Genomic DNA, 13,370 nt, shown 5'->3' with positions numbered 1-13,370 from the left:
CGGATGAGGCGACCGTTCATTGCCCCGTACAGCTTTCCGGAAGGGGTGCTCACCAACGCGGTAATCAATCTACGGGCGACCTCATCCGGATCCAGTCATCGCCGCCGTCAGGACTGATAAACAATCCTTCGCACCCGGCAGTGTAGACGCGTTCCCGCCAGGCGGCATCGGTGGCCACGACGCGTAGATCGGTCGCAAGCCGGCCTGCGTTATGCCATCCGCAGAAACAGTCCATCGTGCGACGCACGCCCTGACGTGTAGCTGCAAATAGCCAGCCAGTTCCGACTCTACTCGGCATGCCCGAATGAACGAGTTGTACGACCGTTTCGCGGGGGCCGCGATCTACAAGATGCCAGCTTGTGCCGGCGTCTTGGCTGCGGAAAATACCTTTGCCACCGATGTACGCAAAGACGGTACGCGCCAGACTGGAATGTGCGTCAAGTGTGACAACGGTGATGGCAGGTAGGCCCCTATTGCGCGGCGCCCAGGTTCGCCCGCCATCCTGGCTACGCAACACGCCTGAGCCGGCAACGGCGACGTAGATCATTTTGGCGCCACCTGCGGAGATCGACACCGCCGCAATGTCACCTGTTGCGGTGGCCGGCAATGCTACCGGAATCCAGGTGCGCCCCTCGTCCCGGCTGCGAGCAAGCGATGTTGCCGTCGCTTTCCAGAGCGTGTGACTGGCATCGTCGAACTCAAGTGACACGATCGTTGCTAGCCTCGTGCGTAGCCCAGTCGGTTCAGCCGCTTTCAAAAAGCTTGTTAGCTGAACAGAGATGAACACGACGCCCAACAGCCACGAAAAACGTGCGTTTTTCTGCCTCGTAGTCATGGTGTCTTGTTCCCGGCCGAGTCACTGCAGGTTGTACGGCTCAAGCTTTGCTGGATACCTCGGCGATAGTCCCGGTCAGCCAGTGTGGTGGGTTAGCCCAGGGCTAAGCGCACGTCGCGTCGCCGCTTCCGTAGGGAACAGGATAGCAGTTCCGCGGGTCGCACGTGCCTTTCAGGGATGGTTCTCTAGAGAAAGAGCCGACTCAGCCTGTGAGCCCTGTCTCCGGCGAGTGATGTCCGAACTGCCGGGCGAAGATTCCCTATTCGTGCTGACAATCGGCCGCGACGACGCTCCAGCCAAGCTGTCGAGCGAGAATCGTCAAGGGGAGGTTGATGATTCGTCGGTCTGGCGTCGGCACCTGCCTGCTATAACGGCCGGCTCGGTTGTCGCGACTTGGTTCCGCTTCGGTGCGTTGGCATACGGACGATATCCGGTGCCGACATTACTCTGGCGTTTCCCAGCAATGAGAGCTTATATGGAACAATCGGAACGAGTGCGGCTTGAATTGCCATTGATCCTGCCCGAAGTAGACGATGCGCGCGATCCTTGCATCGGGCGGCTCGTCAGCCTGCTGACAGGCCGCCCGGGAGTGGAACGTGTTCATATAAAGACACAAGAGGGATCGCCGCCCCTGCTGTGCATGCACTATGACCCGTCCGTCATCGCTGTGTCGCGGCTGCGGGAACTAGTCAGTGCTGTCGGTGCGCAACTGAGCGAAAAGTTCGCCCACTACGTCGGCTGCACGCCCTCGCCGCTCCACTCGCGCAGCGCACGGCTCTTTTCGCAGCGTTTGCGCCAGATTCCAGGCGTACTGGAGGCCGAGGTATCTGCCTCGGGCAGGATTCGTGTCGAATAAGAGCGCGCCACCGTGGCGCGAACACGGCTGGAAGAGCTGGTCAGCTCCCTTGGTACGGAATTGACTGGCGCGGGCGCGGCAATGGATCACGATCACGACGACCACGCCGGTCACGACCACGCGCATGCGCATAAGGGTGCCCATGCGGAGCACAAACATGCGCACGATGACAAGGGCGGCCATGCGGGACATACGCATGTGCATGGCGGCGTGTTCGGCGAACATACGGAACTCATTTTTGCCGTCATCGCCGGCGTCTGCGTACTGGCCGGCTGGCTGTTCGATCGCGCCGATGCCGGCCCGGACTGGCTGCCTCGGGCTTTGTATGTTGGCGCCTATTTCTTCGGAGGCTACTTCACAGTCAAGGAAGCGTTCGAGAACCTGCTCGCACGTCGCTTCGAAATCGATACGCTGATGCTGGTCGCAGCCGCGGGCGCGGCCGCATTGGGAAACTGGGCGGAAGGTGGGTTATTGCTGTTCCTCTTCAGCCTCGGCCACTCGCTGGAACATTTTGCAATGGGGCGCGCGCGGCAAGCAATCGAAGCGTTGGCCAAGCTGGCTCCAGAAACGGCAGTGCGCAAGCGCGGCGAAGCGTTGGAAGAGGTTCCGGTGGCTTCCCTCGTGCCAGGCGACATTGTGCTGGTCAAGCCGAATGAACGCTTGCCCGCCGACGGCGTGGTCGTCAAAGGCACATCTAGCGTCAACCAGGCGCCGGTGACAGGCGAGAGCATCCCGGTCGACAAGTCGCCGGTCCAGGATGGCGCTGGCGCGATTACCGCGTTCGACCGGGTCGATGCAGCCAACCGCGTATTTGCCGGCACCATCAACGGCGCCGGCGCGATGGAAGTGATGGTGGCACGCCTTGCTTCGCAGTCGACGATGGCCCGCGTTGTGCAGATGGTGGCGGAAGCCGAGGCGCAGCGTTCGCCTACCCAGCAGTTCACCGACAAGTTCGAACGTGTGTTCGTCCCGGTCATCCTTGTGCTTGTGGCACTGCTCATGCTCGCCTTCCTGGTGATCGACGAGCCGTTCTCGGCCAGCTTCTACCGCGCGATGGCGGTGCTCGTAGCCGCGAGCCCATGTGCACTGGCGATCTCGGTACCCAGTGCCGTGCTGTCGGGCGTGGCACGGGCCGGGCGCAGCGGCGTGCTGGTAAAAGGGGGCGGCCCGCTGGAAAACCTCGGCACCCTCAATTCGATTGCCTTCGACAAGACCGGAACCTTGACCGAAGGGCGGCCGAAGCTGACGGACGTAATCGTAGCAAGCGGTGTAACCGAGGACGAATTGCTGGCCTTGGTCGTGGCGGTCGAGTCGCACAGCGACCACCCGTTGGCATCGGCGCTCGTCAAAGGCGGGCGTGACCGGCTCAAACCCGACACTGTTGCGGCCCGTGCCGACGATGTGCGTGGCCTCGCCGGCCGCGGTGTCCAGGCAACGGTCGATGGCGAGACTGTCTATATTGCGAAGCCGGTACTGTTCAGCGAGTTGGACGGCATGCTACTGCCACCCGAATTAGCCGCTGCCAACGAGAAACTGGTGCAGTCGGGGCGCACCACGATGATCGTCAGGAAGGGCTCGCGCTTCCTGGGGGTCATCGGCGTCATGGACACGCCGCGTGTGGCGGCGCCTGGCGTGATGGCGCAGTTGCGGGAGCTTGGCATCGAACGCCTGGTGATGATCTCGGGCGACAATCAGCAGGTGGCGGATGCCGTCGCCCGCACGGTGGGACTGACCGAAGCCCGGGGCGACCTGATGCCGGAACAGAAAGTCGAGGCAATCAAGGCTTTGCGCGAGCGCCACGGCAAGGTCGCAATGGTCGGCGACGGCGTCAACGATGCGCCGGCGATGGCGAACGCGACCGTCGGCATTGCCATGGGCGCGGCCGGCTCCGACGTCGCACTCGAGGCCGCCGATGTTGCTTTGATGAGCGACGATCTCAGTCAGCTTCCGTTCGCGGTCGGCCTGTCGCGCCGCACCAGGCGCGTAATCAAGCAAAATTTATGGGTAAGCCTGGGCGTGGTCGCCGTCTTGATTCCGGCGACGATCTTCGGCCTGAATATCGGCACTGCCGTCCTGTTCCATGAAGGCTCAACCTTGCTGGTGGTGATCAACGCCTTACGCCTGCTCGCCTACCCAGACGTCGCGAGGGGAGCCGTCGACACAACCATAGCAGCAGGTTTAGAGGAGAGCACGTCTCGATCTTCGGATCTCCATCACACCGGCTCGAAGGAGGCATCATCTTGACAGCGACCTTGTCGAAAGTGATGCTGTATGCGACGCTCCCTGCCGTCGCCATCCTGGCCGGCGCGCTGCTTTCACTCCTCAAGCAACCGAGCGCTGGCTTGCGCAGCGCGGTTCAACATTTTGCCGCTGGTACGGTCTTCAGCGTCCTGGCTGTCGAGTTGTTGCCGGACCTGATGCATCGGCGCCTGCCTTGGCCCACTTTAATCGGATTCTCGTTTGGCGTCGCCTTCATGCTAGGGTTGAAATGGTGGAGCGAGAAAGGCGGGAGCAACGAGGAGGGGCGCGATCCGCGCGCGCTGCTAACCGCGCTGGGCGTTGACGTCGTCCTCGACGGCGCATTGATCGGGCTGTCATTCGCGGCGGGCGAGAAGCAAGGCCTGCTGTTGACAATCGGCCTGGTGCTCGAGACATTCTTTCTTGGCGCCTCATGCGCAACTTCATTGCGTGCTGCAGGCCAGACATCGATCAGGATAGGCGTTACTGCCGGGATCCTCGGTACTGGGGTGCTGGCAGGGGCGGGCGCCGGCGCTGTCATCCTCAACAGCGTGGCCCCGGTGTTTATCGATGCCTTGCTGGCGTTCGGTGTGGCCGCATTGCTTTATCTGGTTACCGAGGAGTTATTGGTAGAAGCACACGAAGGTAAGGAAACGCCTGGCCAGACGGCGATGTTCTTCCTCGGATTCATCCTGCTGTTCATGATCGATATGTTGATATGAGGCAGGCTGCGGCCAAAAAAACCCATAATCCGGCCGCGCGGTGCCTTTGAATCGCCTGCGCATTTGCGAAGTGTTGTCGCATAAAGGAAAAATGCTGATGATCAAAATTGCTGAGAGTGTAAAGATAGGAAACGACGCTCCGTTAGTGGTGTTTGGCGGAATTAATGTACTAGAATCGCTGGAGCTAGCGCTTCGTACCTGCGAAGAATTCGTTCGGGTGACCGACAAATTGGGTATTCCCTATGTGTTCAAGGCCAGCTTCGACAAAGCGAACCGATCGTCGATACATTCGTTCCGTGGCCCTGGACTTGAGTCCGGCATGCGTATGTTAGAGAAAGTCAAAACGACCTTTGGGGTCCCGCTCCTCACGGATATTCACGAACCGGCGCAGGCTCCCGTCGTCGCCGAAACCGTAGACGTGCTGCAGTTGCCTGCGTTCCTGGCCAGGCAGACCGACATCGTTATTGCGCTGGCAAAAACGGGGCGGGTTATCAATATCAAGAAGCCTCAGTTCCTCAGTCCAGCGCAGACGGCCTTAATCGTCGAAAAATTCAAGGAGGCCGGCAACGATCAGGTCATGCTGTGCGACCGCGGCACCTGCTTCGGATACGACAACCTCGTCGTCGATATGCTGGGTTTCGGCGTGATGAAGAAGGCCTGTCCCGGCATACCACTTGTTTTCGACGTAACCCATGCACTGCAGCAGCGTGACCCGATGAGTTCGACTTCTGGAGGAAGGCGTGGGCAAATCGTGGAGTTAGCCCGTGCTGGAGTTGCCGTGGGCCTGGGCGGAATCTTCCTGGAAGCCCACCCCGATCCTGATTCCGCAAAATGCGATGGGCCCAGCGCCTTGCCCCTCGACGTCCTCGAAGCATTTCTTTCGCAATTGAAGGCAATGGACGACCTAATAAAGTCCTTGCAACCGATTGAAATTGGGTAGATCAATAGTGAAACTTTCATCCGAGTCGGATTTTGGAGAATTTGATGGCAACAAAAAAACGTGCGCAAGTCCCTGCTCCGTCGCCAGACGATCCTAAGCGTCCTGAGAGCGAAACGGAAAACGTTGATGCCGATGTCGAGCGCGTCGATAGCGATGCATCTCCCGTGATCGACAGCGTCGAAGATTCCGAGGGCTCGGCAAACCGCGCCGATATCGAAAGCGGGGGCGAAACGGATGCAGGTGATGTCGAGCGGGGACCGGCGTGATCGGAAGGCTCTGCAGGTCTATGTCGAATCAACTGGGCCATCAGGCTCAGGGACAAAGGGCGGTTTAGTCAGTGCATCCTGCGACCGCGCCAATTCCAGGCGGCGCGGCTCCGCGCGGCAGCCAGCCCTTCGTCCAGTTGACGGTGATCCGTGCATGAGGTTAAGTGCTATCACCTTCAGCCCGTCGCGAAGAGATCCGCGGCCGTTTGGCTGCAGGGCAGTGCAAGCGCAGCCCGTTGCTTCAGGATAGAATCGAGCAAATTGATCTTTGGCGTGCAAGATGATTCGCCTATATTTGCTCTATTTCTTGACGTTCCTCGCAGAGATGATTGGAGGAATCATACCCATTTACTGGCTGCATCACCGCGCTACGACAATCTTCCTTCTCCCTGCGGCCATTGCCGGATCGATATTCTTCTATCTGCTCCACCGGCATGCTGCACCCCGCCAAAAGGTATATACCGTTTACGCGGCTCTCTATCTGGCAGCAGTCATGTTGTACTTTCTCCTGGGCGAACAAGTCTCACATCCCCGGATATTCACCAGTCGCGATATCTAGAATACGCGGGTCACCGAGCTGGTTCCCATCCTGCCATATACGTTTGCATCGAGCCGCATCTAGGCCGTGTTTAGGTGGCGGACCGCTCCGGCCAAATGCAACGATGACGGCTTTGCTTTCGTAAACACAGTCGAGCACAAAACGACGATGACAATTCGAACCGTAAGAAACGAAAACACTATATACGCCTTCTGTTGGCGCTGAGGCAACTTGCAATTCCGCGCATAATTATTACGTGTAGGTCTATCCTTGTGAACGCCTGAGAACCATCCGTTTTAACTTTCCAAGGAGGACCATATGCAAACTACCACTACGCACGAGAAAAATCTGCAAGCCTGTATCGAGGCATGTGAAGAAGCCATCCATGCTGCCCAGGCGTGTGCTGCGGCTGACATTCGCGAAGGCGGCGAAGCCAATTGTGCATTGATCAATCTCGATTGCGCCGACATTTGCAGCGCAACGATGAATGCGCTGGCGCGCGGGTCGGAGCATCACGGCGACTTCTGCACGCTCTGTGCGCATATTTGCAGGGCCTGTGCAGCGGCATGTGCAGCGCATGCTGACAAGCATGCACATTGCGCCGCATGTAAAGCAGCATGCGAAGCCTGTGCAGCTGCATGCGACAAACATGCCCGTGAGCGTGATATGTAAGAAGCCAGGCGCTATCCACCGTTGCATCTGTGCATACCGGAAGTCCAAGTCAACCTGGTCGATGCCTATGGGATGAAATCGATAGTAGTCGCCCGGGTATCCAGACAGGGAACAATGTTCTGGTAGTGCGTCCACAACACTTAGCTGACGCTGCGACATCGGTTCCGGCTTACTCCTTTGGCGGATAGTTCGCCGGTTGCAGACTACGTTCTACGAGCTCGATCAGGATATGGATGACCTTGATGTGGAGCTCCTGAACCCGGTCAGCATATCGTCCCGCGCTCGTGCAGACGATTACGTCGACAAATTGCTCGAGCTGTGATTTTGGCCGCCCAGTCAATCCGATGACCTTCATTCCTTTTGCGCGGGCGGCCCGCGCGGCAAGGACAACCGATGGGCTGCTACCGCTTGTGCTGATCGCGAAAAGAATGTCGCCTGCAGCGCCGTTTCCCTCAACGAACCGGGCAAACACTTGTTCGTACCCATAATCGTTGGCGACACAACTGATATAGCTCGGGTCGCTGATCGCCACCGCCGCCATTGCGGGGCGGTTCTCGCGGAATTGTCCTGACAGTTCTTCGGCCAGGTGCATTGCGTCGCACATCGAGCCACCGTTTCCGCAAGAGATAACCCGTCGGCCGCTGCCGAGCGCGTTGATCAGGAGGGCCGCGCCCGCCTCGATATTGCCAAGCTGGACGCTGTCGTTAATGAGGCTGTCAAGCGCATTGCGTGCCTCAATCAGATTACTCCGAATATGGTCGATCATCGCTTTTCTCCTTCGTGTTCTTCTTGTTCAGGATGCTCCGCATGATCGATGTGGTCGGCGTGCTCGTTACCACCAGCGGGGCCAAATCGATGCTCCTCCAGTGCTTCCTCACAGGGGCTCGTTTCGATCTGGACGGTGCAGTGGTGGATGTTGTACTTGTCCGCGACGAGCTGGCGAATGGTCGTTAACAGGGCTTGTGGATCGGTGACATCCTCACGCTGCACGACGTGTACTGTCAGACTCGATTTTCCACTTGTAATCGACCAGACATGCAGGTCGTGCACACTAGCGACACCTGGCACAGCCGCGATCGTCTCCTTAACCTCGCCGATGCCAAGTCCTTCGGGCACGCCTTCGAGCAGCACATTCATGCTTGCCTTGAGTAGGGTCCAAGTGCGCGGCAAGACCCAGAGGCCAATAGCCACGGCAATAGACGAATCCACCCAACCCCAGCCGGTATAACGAATGACGAGAGCGCCGATAATGACACCGATCGAGCCGAGCATATCGCTCCACACTTCGAGGTAAGCACCTTTGATGTGTAGTGGTCAAGTAATTTCGGACACAGCGATAAGTTCTTTCTCTGCCATTGCGCGTTCATAGACGCTGGGCGGCAGATTGCCCAATACAGAATGCAAGCGCTCGCAGTTGTAGAAGCGGGCGATGTAGTTGGCCACATCAAGCTTGGCTTCGGCTTGGTTCGCATAATTGCGCTGCCAGACACGCTCCATCTTTAAATTTAAGAAGAAGCGTTCAGCGACGGCGTTATCCCAGCAGTTGCCTTTGCGGCTCATGCAGCAAACGAAGCCATGCTCGGTCAACAACGCCTGGTACTGGTCGCTTGCATATTGGCTGCCGCGGTCGGAGTGGACGACCAGTCCGGCCGCTGGTCGCCGAGCTTGGATCGCCATGCGCAAGGCATCGCAAACCAAGGCAGCTGGCATGCTCGGCGCCATTGCCCAGCCCACGACTCTGCGCGAGAACAGGTCGAGCACGACAGCCAAGTAGAGCCAGCCTGCGCCAGTACGGATGTACGTGATATCCGAGACATAAGCCTGATTGGGCGCTGCCGGGTTGAACTGTCGGGCAAGGACGTTCGGCGCAACCGGGAGGGCATGCTTACTGTCGGTCGTGTGTACGAATTTGCGCTTCCAGACTGGCTTCAGGCAGGCCTGTTGCATCAGGCGGCGCACCTTGTAACGCCCGACCTGCAGGCCTCTGTTGGCCAGTGCCGTGACAAGCCGACGGCTGCCGTAACTTTGGCCGCTGCTTATGAACGCGGCACGCAAATGCACGCTCGCTTTGCAAAACATCGGCGCATTTGCACGACGCTTGGCTTCGTAAAATCCAGCCCGGCTAACACCAAGGAGATGACAGGTTTGTGCGACAGGTACGGCCTTCGTTTGCAGCTCATCGATGAGCCGATAGCTCATTTGAGCTCGCGGGCAAAGAAGGCCGATGCCTTCCTAAGAAACTCACCCGCTAGCCATTGATTCCTGAGGCTGCAGAGCAAATCCGAACTGCGCTGCGCGCCGATGCAGCTGCTTGACCACGCGATCGCGATACTGCTGTTCATAGTGGTCGGCACCGGGGTCCCGGTAATCCATACCATACCGCATAGCGTTGTAAAACAGGACCGCAATCTTGCGGGCTGTGGCGGTCACTGCTTTGGCCGTGCCGATGCGTCCTGCAAGACGTCGGTAGAACGCGCCGAGCGCGGTGTCGCTCCGTCCAACGGTGACGGCTGCCAGTCGAATCGCGACGGTCAGCCGGCTGCTGGTCTTGCGCGTATGCGCCGACAGCACCTTGCCGCCGCTGATTTTGCAGCCGGGTGACAACGTCAACCATGACGTGAAGTGTTTCGCGCTACGCCATCGACCCATGTCCGTACCACATTCGCCGATAAACCGTAATGCCAGGAATGGGCCGACGCCGTGGATTTGCGTGAGATCGGTGCCGGTTAGCTGATACAGGGCAGCGCGCACGTCAAACTTAGGATCGCTCGGCATTTTGCTGCGATGTTTGGCCTTCGGGAGCGGCGCGTCCGGCATCGTCTTGCCAATGTTCAGCCCCGCCACCGTACGTTCGATTTCCACGTCGCATTCGTCGATGCAGCGCTGATAAAAATCGTAAAGGGCAAGCGCCTGCTTGAGCGCAAACACGTGTTCGGGCTGGTAATTACCAACCAGCGCACTGCGGATGGTTTCCAGGCTTTCCTTGCAGCGCACATCGCGCATCGCCGCCAACGTATCGGGATTGCGCTCGCCGGCAACGATGGCACGGATGATCCTCATGCCCGTGACGCCGGTGATCGTGGCGATAACGTGATGGAGCTGAATGTTCATGAACGTCAGCGCCTTCTGCATGTGCTGGATATGTGCGGCAGCGTAGTCGGTGTGCTTCTCGCGGGCGCGAAGATAGGCCCGCAACTCTGCGATATCGCGGCCAGGACGGAAGCTAGCACGCAGCAGGCCGCAGGCATGCAAACGCTGCAGCCACTGGGCATCGTTGACGTCGCTTTTTCTACCTGGGACGGCCCGCGCTTCGCGGGCGTTGGCCAGGATGACTTCGAGCCCGTGCGACTCGAGCACTTCAAAGGCGGCGACCCAGTAGACGCCTGTCGATTCCATCACGACCGTTTTCGTTCCGGTTGCAACCAGCCAATTGGCCATGCGTTCCAGATCACTGGTAAAAGCCTGAAACGTCTGGACTGGTTCGTCGCACAGATCCGGGCTGACGGCGGCGACGTGGAATCGTGCACCGATATCGATGCCGGCCGCGAATGGATGAATGATCGGCAGCCCGCTGGGCTTGGATCGTGAACGCTCTCTGGACATGGGCCACCTCCTGGATAGTCAGGTGCAGGACGGGGACTCGGAATTGATCAACTTCCTAAACGGGGTCGCCAGATGGCGCCGCCACATATGAGTCCGCAGCTTCCCCTGGACCAGGTTTTTTGACGGGGTCTATGCCTCCAAAAAGCGTTCGGTCACAGTCCTGCGTGCAACCAGTGTACTCTTCTGGAGTTTCTATTCATGAGGGCCACGGGCGACCGTGCGGGGCGGTTTTTTAAGACGTCCACATCACTACGAAGTTGACGGTTTTCCTGCTCCAACTGACGGATTCGCTGCTGCTAGCCGTCAACGGTTTGCCAATGCCTGGCTGGCCTTGTTGCTCGGCCTCGTACTGTTCCATCCAGCGACGGATCGCGGTAACGCCAATGTCCATCGTCTGGCTGACGTGCGAAATGCTGAGGCCTTGTTCTGTGATCATTCGAACGACCTCAAGCTTGAAGCTAGGGTCAAAATTGCGGCGCTGCCTAATCATGTAAACTCCTTCGAAGGTGAATTATCCACCTATCGAGGCGCCCGGGGACATTAGACCACTACAGTGGACTTACCCTGGACGGTCGAGCTGGTCTGCTCGAACTACTCACTGATATTCAGGCTGGCCGTGCAGGCTTCAGTGTGGTGTTGGTCTACGATGTAAGTAGGTGAGGTCGCTTCCAGGACGTCGACGAGAGCGCCTACTATGAGCACGCCTGCCGCCGCGCGGGCATCGCAGTCGCGTACTGCGCAGAGCCTTTTACCGACGACGGATCACCGCTTGCTGCCGTGCTCAAGGGACTCAAGCGTGCCATGGCCGCCGAGTATAGCCGAGAGTTGTCTGCGAAAGTATTTCGTGCTCAGTGCCGCCTGACTGAAGCAGGTTTTAAACAAGGCGGACTGGCTGGCTATGGCTTACGCCGTATAGCGATCTCGGCCGCTGGCCAGCCCAAGGCTTTGCTGCGCGTCGGGGAGCGTAAAAGCATGCCTACCGACAGAGTGACCTATGCTAAAGGTCCTGACAATGAGGTAGCCATAATCCACCGCATCTACGTAATGTACTTAACCGAAAGCATGTCCGATACGAGTATCGCACGCCGCTTAAATTTCGAAGGAGTCGAGAACAAGTTCGGCCGCACCTGGTCGGCATACCATGTTAAACAAGTCCTTACAAACGACAAATATGCCGGGACACTGGTATTCAATCGGAGCACGCAGCGGTTGAAAAGCTCGCGCCGCGCGAATGCGCAAGCCGCCCGGGTGAAGGTGGAGAATGCCTTTGACGCAATCGTGTCTCGCGAACTGCTGGAGGAGGCACGCGCAGAGCGAAACCGGCGGCGGCGCCAATGGTCAGACGATGAGATGCTCGACGCTCTCCGCCAGATATTCGTCGAACACGGAACGGTCACTCCAGACCTTATCAACGCCAGTGGCGGCCCAGCTGTGAAGTCGTATGCCTTCCGCTTCAACGGCATCACATCAGCCATGGGGCTTGCCGGCGTGACTTGGTCATCCCTTACCGACAGTACGATCACTAGGTACCGTATGCGGTGCATCACTCGCGACATGACGATCGAACTCGAACGTTCGGCCGCTGCTGTGAATGCGTTGGTCGAGAAACTCAGTCCTCGCACGTTTAGACTAAACGGAGTTACCGCTCGTCTTCTCTGCACGCGATGCCGCTACGAACGAAGTCATCCCTGCTGGAAGGTCGCGCTTGTGCACCAGCCTGCCGTTGACTTCATCATCTGGGTTCGCGCAGACACGTCTAATGAGCGGGTTGATGGGATTTACCTCATACCGACCGCAGATTTTCCAAACCATCTTTACATCTGGCCGTCCGCTCGGTCGCTAGCGAGGTATCAGCAATATGCGCATGCCTCAATCGCCACCATGTTCGGTTGCAAGTAACCCTACGCGGACTTTCGGTGCCCGTTAGCCAATCCCGTTTGTACAGACTAGCACCGCGGTGGTTTGCCCATTGTTACAGTCTGCAGCTTTTTAGCGTGGGTAAAACAGCTGAACTGAACCAAGCGCAGGGTTCAATCGAATTTTGCCTCAGTGACCGGTATCCCGAGCGCCAGGTAGCGCCGCCTGACTCTCGCTCACAGGCCTCATCGGACCGTGCCGCCCAGAGTCATTCCAAGGTAATGAGCGCTTTTCGACGACTATGCTTGTGTCAATAATTTTTTCTTCTTTTGGGCAGATTCAATTGTTCTGAACGCTTTGTTCAGGCGCTCAAGAAGATCGCTGACATCTAATTTGATGAGCGCATAGTAGAATCGTCACCAGAACGTAATAATTTATTGAAAAGGAAACAAAATGGCGAAGATTGACCTGTCAAGCCACAACCTCAGCGAACTGAAGAAACTCCAAAATGACATCAACCAAGAGATTAAGAACCGCAAACAAGGTGACTTAGCGAAGGCACGTCAGCAGATCCTCTCGATTGCACAGGAAGTCGGTGTGACAATCGAGGAATTGCTTGCGGTAGGTTCAAAAAAGCTGTCCAAGGGGAAAGGGCAGAAGGTAGAGCCGCAGTACCACAATCCAGCCGACAAAGCTCAAACTTGGACAGGCCGTGGGCGTCAGCCTAAATGGATCGCGGAAGGTATCGCTGGCGGCAAGCAGCTGGCAGATTTCAGAATCTAAATTCAATTGTTCGTCGGAGTATTTGGCCGAACTTGCTCGACTGCCAGCAATTGTTGGACA

At 58.1% G+C, this 13,370-nt stretch carries 13 protein-coding genes and 2 pseudogenes; 9 read left to right on the top strand and 6 right to left on the bottom strand.

The genetic code is table 11. The features are described from left to right. Positions 1 to 64 precede the first annotated feature (64 nt). Positions 65 to 835 (bottom strand): WD40/YVTN/BNR-like repeat-containing protein, encoded by a 771-nt coding sequence (locus DIR46_RS26180; RefSeq protein WP_162819326.1) that lies wholly within the window; start codon positions 833 to 835, stop codon positions 65 to 67. Between the two features lie 232 nt (positions 836 to 1,067). Here DIR46_RS26180 and DIR46_RS27015 point away from each other — a divergent pair, with 232 nt between their 5' ends. From DIR46_RS27015 to DIR46_RS26170, 7 genes are all read left to right on the top strand, one after another. Further along, positions 1,068 to 1,691: a hypothetical protein gene (locus tag DIR46_RS27015; RefSeq protein WP_229446438.1), complete on the top strand. Its 624-nt coding sequence runs from the start codon at positions 1,068 to 1,070 to the stop codon at positions 1,689 to 1,691. Positions 1,692 to 1,772: 81 nt separating this feature from the next. Then, complete coding sequence (locus DIR46_RS00125; protein WP_229446437.1) at positions 1,773 to 3,935, top strand: heavy metal translocating P-type ATPase; 2,163 nt, start codon at positions 1,773 to 1,775, stop codon at positions 3,933 to 3,935. Beyond that, on the top strand, positions 3,932 to 4,651 hold the full coding sequence (locus DIR46_RS00120) for a ZIP family metal transporter (RefSeq protein WP_109343449.1): 720 nt from the start codon (positions 3,932 to 3,934) through the stop codon (positions 4,649 to 4,651). The genes DIR46_RS00125 and DIR46_RS00120 overlap by 4 nt, the downstream gene beginning before the upstream one ends. Before the next feature lie 97 nt (positions 4,652 to 4,748). Beyond that, positions 4,749 to 5,591 (top strand): 3-deoxy-8-phosphooctulonate synthase, encoded by an 843-nt coding sequence (gene kdsA / locus DIR46_RS00115; RefSeq protein WP_109347845.1) that lies wholly within the window; start codon positions 4,749 to 4,751, stop codon positions 5,589 to 5,591. A gap of 44 nt (positions 5,592 to 5,635) precedes the next feature. Continuing rightward, positions 5,636 to 5,857, top strand: a complete 222-nt coding sequence (locus DIR46_RS26175; RefSeq protein WP_162819325.1) for a hypothetical protein — start codon at positions 5,636 to 5,638, stop codon at positions 5,855 to 5,857. Between the two features lie 280 nt (positions 5,858 to 6,137). After that, the gene (locus tag DIR46_RS27810; RefSeq protein ID WP_109343448.1) at positions 6,138 to 6,416 is read left to right on the top strand and encodes a hypothetical protein; all 279 of its coding nucleotides are present in this window, start codon (positions 6,138 to 6,140) and stop codon (positions 6,414 to 6,416) included. A gap of 297 nt (positions 6,417 to 6,713) precedes the next feature. Continuing rightward, positions 6,714 to 7,067: a four-helix bundle copper-binding protein gene (locus DIR46_RS26170; protein ID WP_162819324.1), complete on the top strand. Its 354-nt coding sequence runs from the start codon at positions 6,714 to 6,716 to the stop codon at positions 7,065 to 7,067. 169 nt (positions 7,068 to 7,236) lie between these two features. Here DIR46_RS26170 and DIR46_RS00105 read toward each other — a convergent pair whose 3' ends face one another. From DIR46_RS00105 to DIR46_RS00085, 5 genes and pseudogenes are all read right to left on the bottom strand, one after another. After that, positions 7,237 to 7,833 carry an SIS domain-containing protein gene (locus DIR46_RS00105; RefSeq protein ID WP_109343447.1) on the bottom strand — a complete coding sequence of 199 codons (597 nt, stop codon included), beginning with the start codon at positions 7,831 to 7,833 and terminating at the stop codon, positions 7,237 to 7,239. Further along, positions 7,830 to 8,378 (bottom strand): annotated as a pseudogene (locus tag DIR46_RS00100) (cation diffusion facilitator family transporter); the annotation flags it as partial. The pseudogene DIR46_RS00100 and the gene DIR46_RS00105, both read right to left, overlap by 4 nt. A 3-nt stretch (positions 8,379 to 8,381) precedes the next feature. Then, positions 8,382 to 9,299 (bottom strand): annotated as a pseudogene (locus DIR46_RS00095) (IS3 family transposase); the annotation flags it as partial. A 9-nt stretch (positions 9,300 to 9,308) separates the two neighbouring features. After that, the gene (locus DIR46_RS00090; protein WP_005667535.1) at positions 9,309 to 10,670 is read right to left on the bottom strand and encodes an IS110 family RNA-guided transposase; all 1,362 of its coding nucleotides are present in this window, start codon (positions 10,668 to 10,670) and stop codon (positions 9,309 to 9,311) included. A 232-nt stretch (positions 10,671 to 10,902) separates the two neighbouring features. Continuing rightward, a complete protein-coding gene (locus DIR46_RS00085) occupies positions 10,903 to 11,160 on the bottom strand; it encodes a transposase (protein ID WP_109343444.1) in 258 nt (85 codons plus the stop codon). Between the two features lie 311 nt (positions 11,161 to 11,471). Here DIR46_RS00085 and DIR46_RS00080 point away from each other — a divergent pair, with 311 nt between their 5' ends. Then, positions 11,472 to 12,569 carry a recombinase family protein gene (locus DIR46_RS00080; protein WP_162819323.1) on the top strand — a complete coding sequence of 366 codons (1,098 nt, stop codon included), beginning with the start codon at positions 11,472 to 11,474 and terminating at the stop codon, positions 12,567 to 12,569. Positions 12,570 to 12,980: 411 nt separating this feature from the next. Continuing rightward, entirely contained in the window at positions 12,981 to 13,310 is a 330-nt protein-coding gene (locus DIR46_RS00075) for an H-NS histone family protein (protein WP_109343442.1), read from the top strand. The last annotated feature ends 60 nt before the right edge of the window (positions 13,311 to 13,370 follow it).

Origin of the sequence: Massilia oculi, assembly GCF_003143515.1 — a bacterium.
GTDB classification, from domain to species: Bacteria; Pseudomonadota; Gammaproteobacteria; order Burkholderiales; family Burkholderiaceae_D; genus Telluria; species Telluria oculi.
The sequence above is the reverse complement of the archived record's forward strand: the minus strand, read 5'-3'. Positions and strand labels throughout refer to the sequence as shown.

Coding starts and splice junctions, on each gene's coding strand:
- DIR46_RS00125 (WP_229446437.1), top strand. CDS start 1,773: ATGGATCACGATCACGACGACCACGCCGGTCACGACCACGCGCATGCG.
- DIR46_RS00075 (WP_109343442.1), top strand. CDS start 12,981: ATGGCGAAGATTGACCTGTCAAGCCACAACCTCAGCGAACTGAAGAAA.
- DIR46_RS00080 (WP_162819323.1), top strand. CDS start 11,472: ATGGCCGCCGAGTATAGCCGAGAGTTGTCTGCGAAAGTATTTCGTGCT.
- DIR46_RS26175 (WP_162819325.1), top strand. CDS start 5,636: ATGGCAACAAAAAAACGTGCGCAAGTCCCTGCTCCGTCGCCAGACGAT.
- DIR46_RS27810 (WP_109343448.1), top strand. CDS start 6,138: ATGATTCGCCTATATTTGCTCTATTTCTTGACGTTCCTCGCAGAGATG.
- DIR46_RS00105 (WP_109343447.1), bottom strand. CDS start 7,833: ATGATCGACCATATTCGGAGTAATCTGATTGAGGCACGCAATGCGCTT.
- DIR46_RS00090 (WP_005667535.1), bottom strand. CDS start 10,670: ATGTCCAGAGAGCGTTCACGATCCAAGCCCAGCGGGCTGCCGATCATT.
- DIR46_RS26170 (WP_162819324.1), top strand. CDS start 6,714: ATGCAAACTACCACTACGCACGAGAAAAATCTGCAAGCCTGTATCGAG.
- DIR46_RS27015 (WP_229446438.1), top strand. CDS start 1,068: ATGTCCGAACTGCCGGGCGAAGATTCCCTATTCGTGCTGACAATCGGC.
- DIR46_RS26180 (WP_162819326.1), bottom strand. CDS start 835: ATGACTACGAGGCAGAAAAACGCACGTTTTTCGTGGCTGTTGGGCGTC.
- kdsA (WP_109347845.1), top strand. CDS start 4,749: ATGATCAAAATTGCTGAGAGTGTAAAGATAGGAAACGACGCTCCGTTA.
- DIR46_RS00085 (WP_109343444.1), bottom strand. CDS start 11,160: ATGATTAGGCAGCGCCGCAATTTTGACCCTAGCTTCAAGCTTGAGGTC.